Genomic DNA, 15,047 nt, shown 5'->3' on the forward strand with positions numbered 1-15,047 from the left:
ACACCCAGGGATCGGCTAGCGGCCCCCGCCTCCTCCTCCGCCGCCACCCCCGCCGGAGAATCCTCCGCCGAACGAGCCTCCTCCGAACGAGCCTCCTCCGGTTCCGCTCCAGCTCGAGGTGCTCGCGGGCGGGGTCATCGCCGTCGAGAAGCCCCGCATAGTGCTGGCGAATATGACGGCGTTGAATCCCCCGTTTCCGACGAACCAGTCAGGCTGCTCCGGCAGTGACTGCACGCGCACCTCGAGCTCCCGCATCCACTGGTCCTCGACGCCCCACACCACGGCCCACGGCAGCAGCTTCTCATAGAGTTTGATCATTTCGAGATCGTCACCGACATCCACTCGCACGGCTCCCGTGGGGCTTTGCAGGGCACGCAGGCGGTCTTTCTCGGCGAGCGTGAGATACATGCGCATCCCGTCCAGGAACTCCCGCGCTTCCGCACCGGCCGCGGTCGGGCGCAACGGCCTGATCGACAGTGCGATACATATGATCAGGGCCAGCACGCCGAACCCCATCACCGGAACCAGGATCGGACTGACGTTCAGAAAGAGGTCGCTGGATGTCGCGAACATCACAATCGCGGCGGCCGCCAGCACCAGCTGCCCCAGTACGATCGCCGCGGCAACACCGCGCCCCGGCGGCTTCTCGAGCAATCCCGACGGCTCGAGCGAGGACTTGGCTCGGGCAGACATCGCCGACAGCCCCGTCATGAGCGCCGTCTCGTCCTGCCCGAATGGCTGCAGCTTGCCGGGCTCGGGATCGGCGCCGAACAGGAGCGCCAGGAGCCCGGCGTCCTCCGGATTCACCCTCTCCGAGCCGAGATACTGAAGTGTGTACGGCTCGCCATCCTTCTCCACCGCGTAGGCGAGAATCCGGATGTTCCGTCGCACCGCGAGCCTCACGATCGCGGCGGGAATCGCTGTGGTGCCGCGGCCGAGAAGCTGGGCGGACTGCATGATGGTGATGCCATCAGGCTCGCTGTACTGGGGGATGATGATGCCGCGGCCCCTGGAACCTCTCCCCGCCCTGACGCGCGAGACTATCGCCGCGATCACGCCTCCGAGGCTCAGCAGGCCGACGGCCCCGGCGCCGACATCGAACCCTGCGGGTACGGGTTGCGGCACGCCGACCGTCGGCTCAGGGATGACGAACGTGCCCTGTGCGAAGCCGACGGCCACGCTCATGGTCTGACGGGGCTGGAGGTTGTCGGCACTCGCCGCGAAGGTCAGGGTGGAGTCGGGAAGACCCGGAGAGAGTGGATCCACGTCCCCGAATCCACCGGCATCGATGGGGCAGGTGTTGTTGTCTCCCTGCGCACCCACGTAGCAGGCTACGTTGCCCGAGTATGCATCTGACACCGATCCATCGAGATGAACGCTCGCGGTGACGCTTCCGAAGGGCTGGTCCCAGCCGACGCCATTCACGTCCCAATAGAACTCGTCACTCGAGGTGTCGGCGAACGATCGCACCACGTTCTCCTGCGAATAGGAGATCACATAGGTCACGACGCCCTGCACGAAATCATCTGTTCCGAGGGCGAGCTGGATGAAGCCGTCGGTCTCCGACTCCTCGAACGGCACGGGTGTGCCGTTCTCGTCGCTCACCGAGGTCACGACGGTCTCGAGGTCGACCCCGTCGTAGTCCCCGGGAATCGCCCTCACGAGCCCCCGGTTCTGGTCGAAATCCGGGAACCGCGCCACGATCGTCTCGACGACGTCGAGTTGGGAGCGCCCGTCATCGAGTCGGCTCAGCGTGTAATCGGCATGGAACGAATCGAAGGTGAAATCGCTCGTATCTGCGGCCGCGGCCAGCGGGGCCGACAGGGCGAGAAAAAGGCCGACGACGGCAAGACAGGATGAACTGAGTAGTTTTCGCATCTATTCGAGCCTAGCGGCGCCCGGGTCGGCGACGGCGAATCGTATTCTGGAACTATGTCGAAGATCTTCGCCCATGAGCCGGATGCCGGTCGCTACACCCTCACCGTCGACGGGCAGCTCGTGGCCCTTGCCGATTACCGGATCAACGGCAATTCCGTCTCGTTCAATCACACCTATACCCAGCCGAACCAGCGAGGAAAGGGATTCGCTGGCGAGGTCGTCGAGTTCGCGATGGACGACGTCGAGGCGAACACCGAGCGGCGGGTCCTGCCCATGTGCTGGTACGTCTCTGACTGGTTCGACGCGCACCCAGAGCGAGGAGGGCTGCTCTCGCGATAGCGCCCAGGCTGCTGTCGTGACTCCCGACACTCCCCTTCGGAGGTAGACAGGCGCCATCACCCCTTGAAATGGGGATCGCACGGCACTGCGGTCGTCCCTAGTGTCATAGCTAAGAAACTACGGCGGGGGGCCGAGATGTCGATTATCCAGAACACGCACGTGCCGGCCGGCTGGTACCCGGATGGCGTCGCTGAAGGCAGCCTGCGGTGGTGGGATGGCACGGACTGGACTCATGACGTGCGTCCGATAGCAGCTCCTGTGCTCGTTCCGGTTCCGCCCATGGACGTGGAATACGTCCCCGGCGAGTCGCTCCCGGTCGAGCCCGCTCACCGTGAGCCCGATTCCATCGAGGTTTCCCACGATCTCTCTTCACTGCTGGCGTCAGTCCCCGAACGGCAGACGCCAGTCCAGCTTGTGACCACTTCGGCACTCAGCCGGCGCCAGCTGCGCGAAATGCTGGGCGGCCCTCTCGTGACTGAAGCTCCGACCGACCAGTAGGGCAAGGCAACGACATGACCGATGTGATGGAACGCACCCCACCGGTGGGCTGGTATCCGGAGAATCCTGAATCGACCCTGCTGCGCTGGTGGGATGGATCGGCGTGGACCGACCACACCATCGATCCGGCCCAGGAAGCGGCCATCCAGGAATCGATTGCCACTCCCCTGACCCGTCGCGAGTTGCGCGAGCAGGTCGGTCCCCTGGTTGATGGCCAGCTCGTGGATGGCCAACCCGACAGCGAACCAGCGGAGGCTGACGACGTCGTCGATGTGCCGGAGCCCGCACCCGAGGTCTTCGCGGCGGTGGAATCGCAGCCTGCCGCGGTGCCGGCTGCCCTCTTCGACGCGTCGGTGATCACCGAGGAAACCCGCGAGCGAATCGCCCGCGGGTACACGGCCAACACGGAAATCAACCTGCCCGGCCTGTCGAAGTCCGGACTCGGCAAGAACACCACGGGGCCCGCAAGCTGGTGGGACACCTCCCGGCAGCCCGCTCCGACGACATCATCCACCGAAAGCGTCTGGGCGCTGGCGTTCACGCCATGGATCGCCACACTGTCGTCACTGGGTGCAGCTCTCGTCTACACCCTGATCACTCCCCAGATCGGAGCGATCGTCGCCGGCGCACTTGTTCCCATCCTGTGGATGCTCGCTACCGCCGTCCAGGACCGCAAGTCCCTGCTCGAACTGGGATTCCAGGAGCCCGCGAGTTCCTGGTGGATCCTTCTCGGCCCTCTGGCCTACATGATCGCCCGGACGATCAGGGTCGCCCAGGTGACAGAAAAGGGCCGAGTACCGCTCGTGCTCCTGCTGATGAACACCATCGCGGTGCCTGCAGCTGTCTTCGCCGCCCTTCAGTTCCTGCCGAGCATCATGGGGCAGTTCTAAGTGAATTCCAGCGGGATCCGTCCCGCACGGTGAGCCGCCACGAGTCGACAACAGCGGTCGTGGTCGTCACAGTCACCACATGCTGAGCCACTTGTTCGGCAATGTCGGGGTCGTCTGCCGCAAAGCGCACGACGATCCTGGCCTGGCCGGAGACCACCTGGAGTTCAGCGGCCTCGACCACCACCAACTGCAGCGCAGCACTGCGCGCTGCGGGCAGCACCCGGTCCGGAGTCACGCCGACGGCCAGCGCGCCGACGGCCATGGTCACTCGATAGGACGGCATGCTCGCTACCCTAGATGAAATGACTATTACTGCTGCTGCCGACGGTTCGGCGCTGGGAAACCCGGGACCCGCTGGGTGGGCCTGGTACGTCGACGACCAGACCTGGGCCGCCGGAGGCTGGCCTCACGGCACGAACAACATGGGGGAACTGAAAGCCGTCCTCGAGCTTTTTCGGGCTACCGCACACGTGGATGATGACCTCCACATCCTGTGTGACAGCCAGTACGTGATCAATTCCGTGACGAAGTGGATGCCCGGCTGGAAGAAGAAGGGCTGGCGCAAGGGTGACGGTAAACCCGTCATGAATCTCGAACTGCTGCAGCAAATCGACGAGGCTATCGCCGGTCGGCGGTACAGGTTCGAGTGGGTGAAGGGACACGTAGGGCACGTGCTCAACGAAGCAGCGGATTCGCGTGCTCGAGCCGCCGCCGAGGCCTACCAGCGTGATCGACAGGCCCCGGCCGGCCCGGGATACCCCGGGGCAGCCGTGACTCAGGACAGCCCTGCGTCCCAAACCGTGGCGTCGTCACCCGGCCTATTCGACTTCGATGAGCCGGCTGAACCAGTCGAATCCTCTCGTGCGGTCACCGTCACCTTCGGTGCTGCCGAGTACTCCCGGCTGGCCGAACGAGCCGCTGCCGCCGGCGTTCCTGTGGAGGAACTGCTCAGGCGACTCGCCTGAACCCTTCGGCGGATGAGCCCCTATCTGTGGGTTTGCAGCGTCGCAAGCAGGTCCGGACCCCGCCGGTCGAGGATCGCTCCACCCTGGCGGATACCGATCACCATGAGTCCGGAGCCGAGCAGGAGCCCGACCAGCAGCGACAGCCAGCCGAGCAGCGGGATGTCGAGCGCGAAGCCGATAATTGCCAATGCCACCTCGGGAATGACGAGCACTCCCACCATTCCCCACGTGGCGAAGGTCGACAGCATGAGGCTCACTCCCCCTCCGGGCTTGGAGGTGAACGGGCTCTCGCCGGGGGCAGGAACCATGAAGACGAACCGGCCCGATACCAGGGACGATACGCCGAATCCGGTGAGGAGCACCCCGATCGTGATGCCGAGCAATCCGGGAAGGACCTGCCAGGTGCCCGACACGGCGACACTCGCTATCGCCAGGCCGATCGAAATCGGGACTGCGAATACCGCCAGCGCGAGAACGCGGCCGACTCGATCTGCTCTCCCGCTCACTCCGGACTGCAGGTGAAGCGCGAATGCCGTGTTGTCGTAGGAGACATCGGTGTAGATCGACATCGAGAGCAACACGGCGATGATGGGTGCCACCACGTTGAGTGCCGCGAGATTTCCGTTACCTCCCGCGTAGACGAAGATCAGCACGGGAACCAGCGGAACCGTAATGAGCGACTGCGCGTAGCGCGGGTCGCGGATCCAGTAGGTCAGGGCCCTCGCCGCGACCGCGCCTGATGGAGTGCCCGAGAATACGCCGAACAGTCCGAGCCCCCTTGCACTCGACGTCGACTGGGCCGAGCGATTCGGCGTTTCGAGAGCTCTCGCCAGCCCCCATCGCCAGAGCAGCAGGAACGCTGCCAGGGTCGCCAGCCCGACGAGGAATTCGAGCGCTGCCCGACCGGGATTGCCCAACGCCACGTCTGCCGGAACCGCCCAGATCGCCCCGAACGGCGTCCACGACACGATCTCAGCAATGCGAGGAAGCAGGTTGGGGGCGTCCCGGAACATCTCGGAGAGCCAGAGAATGATCGGTCCGAGCAACAGCAGAGGCACGAAGATCAGGATGCCCTTCGCCTCTCGTGCGCGACGACCTGCCCCGATCCGTGAGCTGAGCGCCACGAGCATCCGGGACCCGATCACACAGGTGAGCACGCCCACCACGGCGCACACGACAGCGATGAGGGCCGATACCGGATGCTTCCACCATGTGCCGGCCGTGGCCAAAGCTGCGACGAGTGTGACGATGCCGGGCACGCCGAGAACGCCACTGATAGTCAGCGAGAGAACCAGGGTGTTGAGCGGGATCGGGAAGGTGGCGAGTCGCGCGGAATCGACGGTCTGGTCGATTCCCGAGGTCAGCACGGGTAAAAGAGTCCATCCGATGATGAGAGCAGCCCCGGCAAGCACGGTCACGGTGCGGGCGAACTCGATAGACCCGAAACTGAGGGCGAACAGCAGAGCGACAGCCCCGACGAGCAGACCGAGGCCGTAGAGTCCGCCGAGAACGACGGCGACGAGTTGCCAGGGCTTCTTCTTCAGCGAGTTTGCCAGCAGCAGGAATCGCAGCCTTACGAGAGTCGCAACCATGCCGGACCCTCTCCGGTGCGCCGTCCTCCGACGAGTTCGACGAATCGGTCTTCGAGGGTCGAATCGCCGCGGACCTCGACCGTCGTGCCGGATGCCAGCACCCGACCCTGCGCAATGATGGCGACGTGGTCGCACATGCGCTGAACGAGATCCATGGCGTGGCTGGAGACGATGACTGTGCCTCCCGACGACACGAACCCTTCCAGGATGTCGCGGATGTTGGCGGCAGATACCGGATCCACGGATTCGAAAGGTTCGTCGAGCACGAGCAGTCGAGGCGCGTGGACGAGAGCGCAGGCCAGCGCGATCTTCTTGGTCATTCCCGCCGAATAGTCGATGACGAGGGTTCCGCTGGCAGCATCGAGGTCGAGGAGGTTCAGCAGGTCGTGTGCGCGTTCGACGACGACCTCTCTCGTCAATCCGCTGAGCAGACCGGCGTAGGTGACGAGCTGCAGGCCAGTCAATCTGTCGAAAAGTCGTACGCCATCGCTGAGATTGCCGACAAGCCGTTTGGCCTGCACGAGGTTCGACCACACGTCGACGCCGTGGATGCTGATCCGGCCAGAATCGGGACGCAGCAGGCCGGTGGCCATCGAGAGCGTCGTCGTCTTGCCGGCTCCGTTCGGCCCCACCAGGCCGTAAAACGAACCGCTCGGCACGACAAGATCGAGCGCGTCGACAGCAGTCTTCGGTCCGAAGCGCTTCACCAGTCCACGGATCTCCAGGGCGGGGAGGTCGTCCCGCGCTCGGGATTTGGGGGTGCCGCCGGTCATCGTCGTGACGTCTGGAGTCATGGAGAGCTCGCCCTATCCTGAGGAAACCTGTGCTGTGACCAGCATACGCACGCTATTTCTTCCGGGGCTTGGTGAACAGCGTCTCCGCCTCTTCGAGAGACATGCCATTGGTCTCCGGCACGACCTTGAAGACGAAGGCGAACGACAGCGCCGCGAAGAGCGCATACATCGCATAGGTCACGACGAGGGAGAGGGAGGCGAGCGGCGGGAATGACACAGTGATGAGGAAATTGGCGATCCACTGTGCGGCTGCGGCGATGCCGAGAGCGCGAGCGCGGATCTTATTCGGGAAGATCTCACCGAGCAGCACCCAGACAACAGGTCCCCATGATGCCCCGAAGCTCACGACGAACACGTTCGCGGCGACGAGCGCGACCGGACCCCAGGCACCGTTGAGCATGGGCTCGCCGTCGACGACCGTGGCCTGGCTGAACGCGATGGCCATCGTCGCCAGTGCGACGGTCATGCCCACCGAGCCGAACAGCAGGATCGGCCGTCGTCCCACCCTGTCGACCAGGGCGATGGCCACGAACGTCACGGCGATGTTCGTCACTGACGTCGCGACAGAGATGGTCAGCGAATCGCTTTCCGCGAATCCCACAGACCTCCACAGGGTCGTCGAGTAGTAGAAGATCACATTGATCCCGACGAATTGCTGGAGCACCGACAGGATAATGCCGACCCACACGATCGGCTTCAATCCGAATCGGTTGCCACGAAGCGCGCCCTTGCGTGAACCGAGCTCGTCGGTCTTGATGACGGAACGCATGTCCCGGATGGCCCTCTCGACATCCTGCCCAGGCCAGTATTTCGCGAAGATCCCCCGCACATCGTCGTCGCGGTTTTTGAGGATCAGGTAGCGCGGAGATTCGGGAAGCTTCAGGGCGACGAGGCCGTACACGACGGCGGGAACGGCGCCGGCGAGGAACATCCAGCGCCAGGCCTCCAGACCGAACCACAGCACATTGGCGGCTCCGTCCGCGGCGTTCGCGAAAATGGTGTCAGACAGCAGCGCAGCGAAGATACCGATGGTAATGGCGAGCTGTTGGAGGGAACCGAGTCGGCCACGCAGGTGTTTCGGCGAGATCTCGGCGATGTAGGCGGGGGCGATCACCGACGCGATACCGATGCCGAGCCCTCCGACCAGGCGCCAGAGGATCAGGTCCCAGATGCCGAAGGCGAATCCGGTACCGAGTGCACTGACCAGGAACAGCACAGCGCCCACGAGCATGGCGGGGATCCGACCCTTCCAATCAGCAAGTCGCCCCGCGAGATAGGCGCCGACGGCACAACCGATCAGCGCGGATGCCACGGCGAACCCCGTGAGGGATTCGGTGAGTCCGAACTGCTCCCTGATGGGTTCGACCGCGCCGTTGACGACAGACGAATCGAATCCGAACAGGAATCCACCGAGTGCACCGGCCACAGCCAGAGCAATCACCTTGCCGTTCGTGCCGCTACCCGTAGTTTTTTCTGTCGACGTGCTCACCGGCGCTCCCTGTCATGTTCGGTCTCTTCACCATACGTGCACCAGACCGGGCCGGGTGACGGCGGTCGACCGTTCTGCGCCGGGTCCAAGCGGGCACTCAGCCGCCGGTGGAAGACTCGGAGCATGACGACGACACCGACCACACCACAGCGCATCGCGATCATCGGAGCTACCGGAAAGGTCTCCCGCCATGTCATCACCCAACTGCACGCGAGGGGTGACGACGTGATCGCGATCTTCCGTAACGGCGACAGGTCCAGCGAGATCGCCGAGCTCGGCGCGACCCCCGTGGTGCTCGACATCGAGCAGGCGACGGGAGCCGCGCTGGCGCAGGCCATTGCCGGTTCTGACGCCGTGCTGTTTTCTGCCGGCGCCGGCGGCGGAGATGCGGCCCGCACTCGAGCCGTCGATTTCGATGGAGCCGTGCTGGCGATGGCGGCGGCATCCGCTGCGGGTGTGAAGCGGTTCGTCATGGTGTCGGCGATGGGTGCGGGTGGGCCAGTGCCCACCGACGGTGACATGGTCACCTACTACCAGGCGAAGCACGACGCCGACGAGGCGCTCATGGCGACAGGCCTTGACTGGACCATCCTGAGGCCGGGCGCCCTGACCGACGATCCCGCAACCGGTCTCGTTGACCTCGCACCCACGGTCGAGCGCGGTTCGGTGCCACGGTCCGATGTAGCAGCGGTGATCGTCGCGGCCCTGGACGACCCAGGTTCTGTCGGCGCTGCGTGGGAGTTCGCGAGCGGATCGCAGCCGATTTCCGAGGCGATCAGATCCCAGGGCTGACGCACACGTCAAGCAACTCCTGCTCCCCCACAACGGGGGTGTGCCCGAACACCTCGAATCTCGTAGTCTCGACCGTGTAACGACGGTCGGGGGGCCACGCTATGACACTTTCGGGAATGTCATCTATAGCAACATCAGGACTGCCTGTCGCGGGCTGGTACCGGGATCCGGTAGACAGTCGTGCGGCGCGCTGGTGGGATGGACTGGCGTGGACGGGGCACACCCGCAACATCACGCCACTCGCCATCGTGGAATCGGTTCCGTCGTCTCCGACGCGCCGATCGTTGCGCTGACGCCATAGAGGCGGATGGGGCGAACGCCCAGCGAGCGTTCTCTAGGGTCGAAGGATGACCACGTCAACCATCACTCTTTTCGGCGCCGACTGGTGCGGCGACTGCATCCGCTCGAAGGCGCTGCTCGATGCGCATTCCGTCGACTACACGTACGTCGACCTCGTGGCCACGCCCGAGCAGGCAGACGCGGCACTCGCTATCAGCGGTCGCACGAATATCCCCGTCATCACGTTTCCCGACGGCAGCCACCAGGTGGAGCCGAGCAATCCGGAGTTGGAGTCCAAGCTCCGGAGCCTCGGAATCCTCGACTAGCTTCTCGCCAAGGGTCCGCTGTCCAGCTACACGACCCGGCACCGGGATTCGCGCCATGGCATGGCAGTCGCCGGTAGCGTGGGTTGATGTCGTTCACTCCAGCGCCGGAATTCACCACCAGACCGACCCTCTCCGGAAGTTTCGGGATGTCGGCCTCGACCCACTGGCTCGCGACCGCCAGTTCGCAATCCGTTCTCGAGCAGGGCGGTAATGCCTTCGATGCCGTGGTCGCTGGTGCCTTCGTGCTGCACGTCGTCGAACCGCACCTGAATGGCCCCGGTGGAGACATGGTCGGTGTTTTCGCGACCGCGGGCGGAGAACCCACAGTCCTGATGGGCCAGGGCCCTGCGCCAGCCGGTGCATCGGCCGCGGCCTATCGCGAACGCGGGCTGGAACTCGTTCCCGGCGCGGGTGCCCTGGCTGCGGCGATCCCGGGGGCTGTCGACGCGTGGCTGCTGCTGTTGCGGGACCACGGCACGTGGGAACTGCGGAATGTGCTGCAGTTCGCCATCGGATACGCCAGGCACGGGCATCCTGTGCTCGATCGGGTCACCGCGACCATCGAGCGGATGCGCGAGCATTTCGACGATCACTGGCCCACGTCGACGGCGCTGTGGGGAAACTACGACGGCAGGATGCCCGAGCTCGCCGACACGTATGAGCGGCTGGCCGTGTCACCGGGCGCATCCCGAGTCGAGCGCATCGATGCCGCCAGGATGCAGTGGAGCCGGGGATTCGTCGCTGACGCGATCGTCGAGTTCGTGCGCGAGCCCCATCGGCATTCCGATGGCCGTGACCACGCTGGGGTGCTCACTGCCGAAGATCTGGCAGGATTCTCGGCCACGTTCGAGCAGCCTGTCACTCTCGACTTCAGGGGCCACACGATCGCGAAGTCAGGGGCATGGGGCCAGGGCCCAGCTCTTCTGCAGATGCTTGCGATGCTCGACGGTTGCGACGACATCGATCCGTCGACGGCCCTCGGCGCGCATACGATCCTCGAGGTCGAGAAGCTCGCCCTCGCGGATCGCGACGCCTGGTTCGGTGACACCGGCGATGTTCCGCTCGATGTGCTGCTCTCTGACGCCTACGTGTCTGACCGACGCTCGCTCGTGGGCGATACGGCGTCGCTTGGACTCAGGCCGGGTTCGATCGAGGGTCGCACTCCGTTCAGTCCGCCGCTGACGACCGGCACTTCGGGGATGGGTGAGCCCACCGTGAGCAGGCGCGGAGTCGTGAAGGGCGACACCTGCCATATCGATGTCACCGACCGCTGGGGAAACATCATCTCGGCCACGCCATCGGGCGGCTGGCTCCAGAGCTCCCCCGCGATACCGGGTCTCGGATTCTGCCTGGGAACGAGACTGCAGATGACGTGGCTACAGGATGAGGCGCCCGCCACGCTCACTCCGGGTCGCCGGCCACGCACCACCCTCACCCCGACTCTCGTAATGGGTGCCGGCGGCGCTGTAACGGCTCTCGGCTCCCCCGGCGGCGACCAGCAGGACACGTGGCAACTGCTGTACCTGCTGCGTACCATCGTCGGCGGCTACACCCCCCAGCAGGCGATCGATGCCCCGGCATTCCACACCACATCGTTCCCCGATTCGTTCTGGCCCAGGCAGTGGGAGCCGGGCGGTGCCGTCGTGGAGGATCGGCTGGGTTGCGATGTCATCGCGTCCCTGGAGGCGCGTGGGCATGTGGTCACTCGTGCCGGTGACTGGTCCCTCGGTCGGTTGTCCGCGGTGGGCGTCGACGACAGCGGCATGCTGTGGGCCGCGGCGAACCCCCGCGGCAACCAGGGCTACGCCGCAGGACGGTGACACATCGATCGCTCCGGTGCTAGAACCAGATCGAGAGCCAGGGTGCGCGAGTCGAATGGAACACCGAATCAAGGATCGAGATGGATTCCGCTGTTCCCGCGAGAAGTCCCGCCGCGGCGAGGGTCGATGCAGACACGCCGCCAAGGTAGAGCGCCGACAGCGACGTGACAGGCAGTGAGACGGCAGGCAGCGAGACGGCAGAGCTGTCGTCTGCGTCGAACCCTGAAGTCACCTGGGCGAATCCCGTGGCATCCACCTCGAGCAGATAGGTGCCCGCAGCGAACCCGAGCTCATCCTGCACCCGAAGCACACACCGGGCCTCCCTCGCATACGAGCGGGCCTCCAGCGCCGCCGGCACATCGAGGATGCGCAGCCAGAGATGGTCCCACGTCGTTTGTGAGACGGCGCGTCGGTCACTGACGTTCCACACCACGGGCTCATCGACCGAGCGGTGCCGGGCCTTGATCGTGCGGACCAGATCCATCTCGAGCACGAAGCGCCAGAGCGCGTGGTAGGCGTCGTCGGTTTCGTGCGACAGATGGAGCAGGGTGAGAGTGTGCCCCGCGAAGTCGCCGTGGTTCTCCGTCACGCGGTAGAGGGCGAGTCCGCGTGGCTGCCCGTCGACGTCGTCATACCTGACGGCACGGAGGTCGGCTCCCTTCGTTGTGTCGTCGTCCACGAGCCCCGCGAACTGGTCCCAGCGCAGATCCCAGGCCGGAATCTGGCCGGGGCTGTCGAGCCTCACCCTGTCGTGCATGGCGGCCACCTCGGTGCGGAACTGGGCCCTCGTGACGAAATTGACCCGACCGTCCGGAATCGGTCCTGTCCAGGTCACCCGTGTCGCGTCGATCTCCAGGTCGGTCGCGAACGCGGCAGGTGCGAATCCGAATCGGCCATAAATGGTGGATTCGGATACCGTCAGCGTCGCCATCGGAGTTCCCCGTCGATGAGCCGTGCGTAGTTCGCCCTCGAGCAGGGCGCGGGCGATGCCCTTGCGGCGATGTGTCGGTGAGACGGTGACCGAGCTGATGGCCCAGGCTTCGATGGTCCGACGACCCGGCACCGTCATATCCACGGTCCACGAACTCACCGTGGCTACGGGCATAGCCGGGTCGAGGGTCGAGTCATCCCAGACGCCCGTGGTGCGGCGGTCGGCAAGACCGGAGACGTGGTGGGCGATGGTCTCGGCGCTGGCCTCCGGCCCGTGGAATCCGCGCGAATCGGCTCTGAGCCAGGTTTCGAACTGTGCGGAATCCGAAGTATCGACGAGGCCGAGCCTCAACCCGTTCGATAGGAGCGATGCTGCTGAGGCCTGGTCGATGGGTGCATCTGCGAACTCGGTCATGGTTCAACGGTAGCCGGGATCGACGCGACATCTTCTCGATTCGAGGTCGCTGCCCCGATCTTGTTATCGTCGAACGGTGAGTGAATTCCGTGTGCAGAGACGAGCCAGTCTCGAGGTGTTGCGCGCTGAAGCAACGCAAGAACGGGACACTGTCGTGCACGAGCGACTCATCGCGGGCGGAGACCCCTGGGAGTTCATGGAGGAGCTTCCCGCCATCGACGAGCTGGTCGTTTACCTTCTCCGCGCCGACGCTATCGCGGCCAATGCCGGCGCGGCGCCGTCGGCGACGCGAGAGTACAGGGTGCTCAGGCAGATCGCCCTCGCACACCCCGCTCTCACGAGTACGGTGTGGCGATTGATCGGTCACCTGACCGACCGATGACCGCTGTTCCGCTATTCCGCTGTTCGACTACTCAGCTGACACAAACCAGGGTGGATACACCACGACCTTGACCGAGGTGAGCTTTCGCACCCGGTCGCGCACCCGATCGTTGGAGACACCGATTAACTGCACAGCATCGATGGAGAATGGGGCGAGGGCGAGGGCTTCAGCCTCCTGCACGTCGTCACTGTCGTGCAGCCGTTCGAGCATTCTGGTGAGCGAATCCCCCGTAGCGAAGCGGGTGAGGCTGTGAGCGGCGTCGCCATCGGCGATGACCGAACCATCGCCGAGAGCTTCGACCGTGCTGACCAGGAAGACGAAATCCGAGGTCGTCGCGGTGCGAGCTGCAGGTGACCAGCGTGTCTCGTCGCGTGCCCCCTCGCGCAGCTGCTCCCAGAGGGTCGCACTCGGCGTGAGGTAGAACGGGACGTATTCAGACACGAGGTGACCGTCTGTGCTCACTCGTGCCGTGCTCCGAAGCTCCCGAGTGAGTTCGGTGCTCAGGTCTACAGTCGGCTCGGCATCGGCGAGGAGGGCTCCCGCTGCGAGAATCCCCTCGAGGTTATTGATGTGCGTGACGTGATAGACCCGCTGCGCACCCGTATTGATTGACTTCTTCGAGGCCGACACTGAAGCGACTCGTGGTGATCGTGAACTCGCGCGAACGACCTTGGGCTTTTCTGGAACGGCCTTCGGGAAACAGCTGTCGCACAGCGGAATCTCGAGCCCGTGGATGCAATCTGGCACTGCTGTCCTCTCGAGACATGATCGGCGTCTCCTCTAACGGTACGGCTATTCGCGAGTGCGGGTCGACCAGCCGCAGAGAAAATCAGCGAATCGACCTTTCAGTGCAGGAATTCAGCTGGCGCCCCATTGGTGGCGCGATCAGTTCTGCCCAGGCGGAATAGGTGCGGCCCGTGCCCTCTCGACCGGCGATGTCGCGGGGAGAGAATGGGACGAAAATAGCATTCGGGCTGTCGTCGCACAGTCGCCGGGCTGTCGCGTTGAGGGCATCACCTAGTTTGGCGGCCCAGATCCGGGAAACTCCGGGCAGGGTGAGCACCTTCTGCAGCGGCGCGGTCCCCACGACGAATACCCGCATATTCGCCGGCGCGGCGTCGGTGATCTGGTCGAGCGCCCGTTCGAGTCGTCCACGATAGACAGCAGCCGGAAGAAAGAGGATCGAGTCGAGGTCGCCAGGAGTGATGACAACCGCGTCCACTGTCCGAAGGATCTGCGTGACGTGGACAGGCAATTCGGCGTTCCCTGACAGGATGTCGTCGGTGACGACGTCGACCACCGCTCCACGGCCAGTCGACAGCGAGATCGATCGCGCCAGGTGTCCCGCAAGGGCATCATCGTGGGAACTCGTACCCCAGCCGACAGAGATCCCGCCTCCCACCAGCAGGATGCGATCGGGGTCGGGTCCGGGAACTGACACCGAGCCTGTCGAGTGGGGGGACGGAAGCGAACGCCAGGAGGAGCGGGACGTCGACAGCCAGTGGAGCGCGAGCGGTCGGACCACCGCATGGCGAAGCCAGTTGATCACTTCCTGCCTCCTCGGCGTTTCGCGTGGCCAGATCAGCCTGACTCGACAGCATATTACGAGATGTCCTCAGCTTGGTACTCCCAGTTTCGGGGACACCGTCTCAGTGGGA

At 64.8% G+C, this 15,047-nt stretch carries 16 protein-coding genes and 1 pseudogene; 9 read left to right on the forward strand and 8 right to left on the reverse strand.

The annotated features are described in order from the left end of the window. Positions 1–15: 15 nt before the first annotated feature. Entirely contained in the window at positions 16–1,878 is a 1,863-nt protein-coding gene (locus IWX81_RS02575) for a DUF2207 domain-containing protein (protein WP_199279698.1), read from the reverse strand. A gap of 54 nt (positions 1,879–1,932) precedes the next feature. Between IWX81_RS02575 and IWX81_RS02580 the strand changes: the two genes are divergently transcribed. From IWX81_RS02580 to IWX81_RS02590, 3 genes are all read left to right on the forward strand, one after another. Further along, positions 1,933–2,217 carry a GNAT family N-acetyltransferase gene (locus IWX81_RS02580; RefSeq protein WP_199279699.1) on the forward strand — a complete coding sequence of 95 codons (285 nt, stop codon included), beginning with the start codon at positions 1,933–1,935 and terminating at the stop codon, positions 2,215–2,217. Between the two features lie 135 nt (positions 2,218–2,352). After that, positions 2,353–2,715, forward strand: coding sequence for a DUF2510 domain-containing protein (locus tag IWX81_RS02585; RefSeq protein WP_199279700.1), 363 nt, complete (start codon positions 2,353–2,355; stop codon positions 2,713–2,715). A gap of 14 nt (positions 2,716–2,729) precedes the next feature. Further along, a complete protein-coding gene (locus IWX81_RS02590) occupies positions 2,730–3,605 on the forward strand; it encodes a DUF2510 domain-containing protein (protein WP_199279701.1) in 876 nt (291 codons plus the stop codon). On the opposite strand, the gene IWX81_RS02595 is transcribed toward IWX81_RS02590, so the two are convergent. Further along, positions 3,589–3,888, reverse strand: coding sequence for a hypothetical protein (locus tag IWX81_RS02595; RefSeq protein WP_199279702.1), 300 nt, complete (start codon positions 3,886–3,888; stop codon positions 3,589–3,591). The genes IWX81_RS02590 and IWX81_RS02595 overlap by 17 nt on opposite strands. A gap of 19 nt (positions 3,889–3,907) precedes the next feature. On the opposite strand from IWX81_RS02595, the pseudogene IWX81_RS02600 reads away from it, so the two are divergent. Further along, positions 3,908–4,372, forward strand: a pseudogene (locus tag IWX81_RS02600) (RNase H family protein); the annotation flags it as partial. A 218-nt stretch (positions 4,373–4,590) separates the two neighbouring features. On the opposite strand, the gene IWX81_RS02605 reads toward IWX81_RS02600, so the two are convergent. The 3 genes from IWX81_RS02605 to IWX81_RS02615 all read right to left on the reverse strand — a co-directional run bounded on the left by IWX81_RS02605 (position 4,591) and on the right by IWX81_RS02615 (position 8,445). Beyond that, positions 4,591–6,162, reverse strand: a complete 1,572-nt coding sequence (locus IWX81_RS02605) for a transporter (protein ID WP_199279704.1) — start codon at positions 6,160–6,162, stop codon at positions 4,591–4,593. Continuing rightward, a complete protein-coding gene (locus IWX81_RS02610) occupies positions 6,144–6,935 on the reverse strand; it encodes an ABC transporter ATP-binding protein (protein WP_199280405.1) in 792 nt (263 codons plus the stop codon). Before IWX81_RS02610 ends, IWX81_RS02605 begins: the two co-directional genes overlap by 19 nt. A gap of 73 nt (positions 6,936–7,008) precedes the next feature. After that, the gene (locus IWX81_RS02615; protein WP_199279705.1) at positions 7,009–8,445 is read right to left on the reverse strand and encodes a sugar porter family MFS transporter; all 1,437 of its coding nucleotides are present in this window, start codon (positions 8,443–8,445) and stop codon (positions 7,009–7,011) included. Between the two features lie 123 nt (positions 8,446–8,568). Here IWX81_RS02615 and IWX81_RS02620 point away from each other — a divergent pair, with 123 nt between their 5' ends. The 4 genes from IWX81_RS02620 (at position 8,569) to IWX81_RS02635 (ending at position 11,662) form a co-directional block, all read left to right on the forward strand. Continuing rightward, positions 8,569–9,237 carry an SDR family oxidoreductase gene (locus tag IWX81_RS02620; protein ID WP_199279706.1) on the forward strand — a complete coding sequence of 223 codons (669 nt, stop codon included), beginning with the start codon at positions 8,569–8,571 and terminating at the stop codon, positions 9,235–9,237. A gap of 116 nt (positions 9,238–9,353) precedes the next feature. Then, positions 9,354–9,530: a DUF2510 domain-containing protein gene (locus IWX81_RS02625; protein ID WP_199279707.1), complete on the forward strand. Its 177-nt coding sequence runs from the start codon at positions 9,354–9,356 to the stop codon at positions 9,528–9,530. A 54-nt stretch (positions 9,531–9,584) separates the two neighbouring features. Beyond that, complete coding sequence (locus IWX81_RS02630) at positions 9,585–9,842, forward strand: glutaredoxin family protein (protein ID WP_199279708.1); 258 nt, start codon at positions 9,585–9,587, stop codon at positions 9,840–9,842. An 86-nt stretch (positions 9,843–9,928) separates the two neighbouring features. Beyond that, a complete protein-coding gene (locus IWX81_RS02635; protein WP_199279709.1) occupies positions 9,929–11,662 on the forward strand; it encodes a gamma-glutamyltransferase family protein in 1,734 nt (577 codons plus the stop codon). 19 nt (positions 11,663–11,681) lie between these two features. Here the strand turns inward: IWX81_RS02635 and IWX81_RS02640 are convergent, their stop codons facing one another. Beyond that, positions 11,682–13,007: a GNAT family N-acetyltransferase gene (locus IWX81_RS02640; RefSeq protein ID WP_199279710.1), complete on the reverse strand. Its 1,326-nt coding sequence runs from the start codon at positions 13,005–13,007 to the stop codon at positions 11,682–11,684. A gap of 76 nt (positions 13,008–13,083) precedes the next feature. Here IWX81_RS02640 and IWX81_RS02645 point away from each other — a divergent pair, with 76 nt between their 5' ends. Continuing rightward, on the forward strand, positions 13,084–13,389 hold the full coding sequence (locus IWX81_RS02645) for a tryptophan synthase subunit alpha (RefSeq protein WP_199279711.1): 306 nt from the start codon (positions 13,084–13,086) through the stop codon (positions 13,387–13,389). Between the two features lie 27 nt (positions 13,390–13,416). Here the strand turns inward: IWX81_RS02645 and IWX81_RS02650 are convergent, their stop codons facing one another. Continuing rightward, positions 13,417–14,019 carry a DarT ssDNA thymidine ADP-ribosyltransferase family protein gene (locus tag IWX81_RS02650; RefSeq protein ID WP_334592806.1) on the reverse strand — a complete coding sequence of 201 codons (603 nt, stop codon included), beginning with the start codon at positions 14,017–14,019 and terminating at the stop codon, positions 13,417–13,419. A gap of 199 nt (positions 14,020–14,218) precedes the next feature. Then, the gene (locus tag IWX81_RS02655) at positions 14,219–14,938 is read right to left on the reverse strand and encodes a hypothetical protein (RefSeq protein WP_199279712.1); all 720 of its coding nucleotides are present in this window, start codon (positions 14,936–14,938) and stop codon (positions 14,219–14,221) included. Between the last annotated feature and the right edge of the window lie 109 nt (positions 14,939–15,047).

Origin of the sequence: Salinibacterium sp. CAN_S4, from assembly GCF_015752305.1 — a bacterium.
Classification (GTDB): domain Bacteria; phylum Actinomycetota; class Actinomycetes; order Actinomycetales; family Microbacteriaceae; genus Rhodoglobus.

What these genes read in the sequence shown, in the direction of transcription:
- IWX81_RS02640 (WP_199279710.1), bottom strand. Translation starts at nt 13,007, where the DNA reads ATGACCGAGTTCGCAGATGCACCCATCGACCAGGCCTCAGCAGCATCG.
- IWX81_RS02580 (WP_199279699.1), top strand. Translation starts at nt 1,933, where the DNA reads ATGTCGAAGATCTTCGCCCATGAGCCGGATGCCGGTCGCTACACCCTC.
- IWX81_RS02620 (WP_199279706.1), top strand. Translation starts at nt 8,569, where the DNA reads ATGACGACGACACCGACCACACCACAGCGCATCGCGATCATCGGAGCT.
- IWX81_RS02595 (WP_199279702.1), bottom strand. Translation starts at nt 3,888, where the DNA reads ATGCCGTCCTATCGAGTGACCATGGCCGTCGGCGCGCTGGCCGTCGGC.
- IWX81_RS02585 (WP_199279700.1), top strand. Translation starts at nt 2,353, where the DNA reads ATGTCGATTATCCAGAACACGCACGTGCCGGCCGGCTGGTACCCGGAT.
- IWX81_RS02635 (WP_199279709.1), top strand. Translation starts at nt 9,929, where the DNA reads ATGTCGTTCACTCCAGCGCCGGAATTCACCACCAGACCGACCCTCTCC.
- IWX81_RS02575 (WP_199279698.1), bottom strand. Translation starts at nt 1,878, where the DNA reads ATGCGAAAACTACTCAGTTCATCCTGTCTTGCCGTCGTCGGCCTTTTT.
- IWX81_RS02610 (WP_199280405.1), bottom strand. Translation starts at nt 6,935, where the DNA reads ATGACCGGCGGCACCCCCAAATCCCGAGCGCGGGACGACCTCCCCGCC.
- IWX81_RS02590 (WP_199279701.1), top strand. Translation starts at nt 2,730, where the DNA reads ATGACCGATGTGATGGAACGCACCCCACCGGTGGGCTGGTATCCGGAG.
- IWX81_RS02625 (WP_199279707.1), top strand. Translation starts at nt 9,354, where the DNA reads ATGTCATCTATAGCAACATCAGGACTGCCTGTCGCGGGCTGGTACCGG.
- IWX81_RS02630 (WP_199279708.1), top strand. Translation starts at nt 9,585, where the DNA reads ATGACCACGTCAACCATCACTCTTTTCGGCGCCGACTGGTGCGGCGAC.
- IWX81_RS02605 (WP_199279704.1), bottom strand. Translation starts at nt 6,162, where the DNA reads ATGGTTGCGACTCTCGTAAGGCTGCGATTCCTGCTGCTGGCAAACTCG.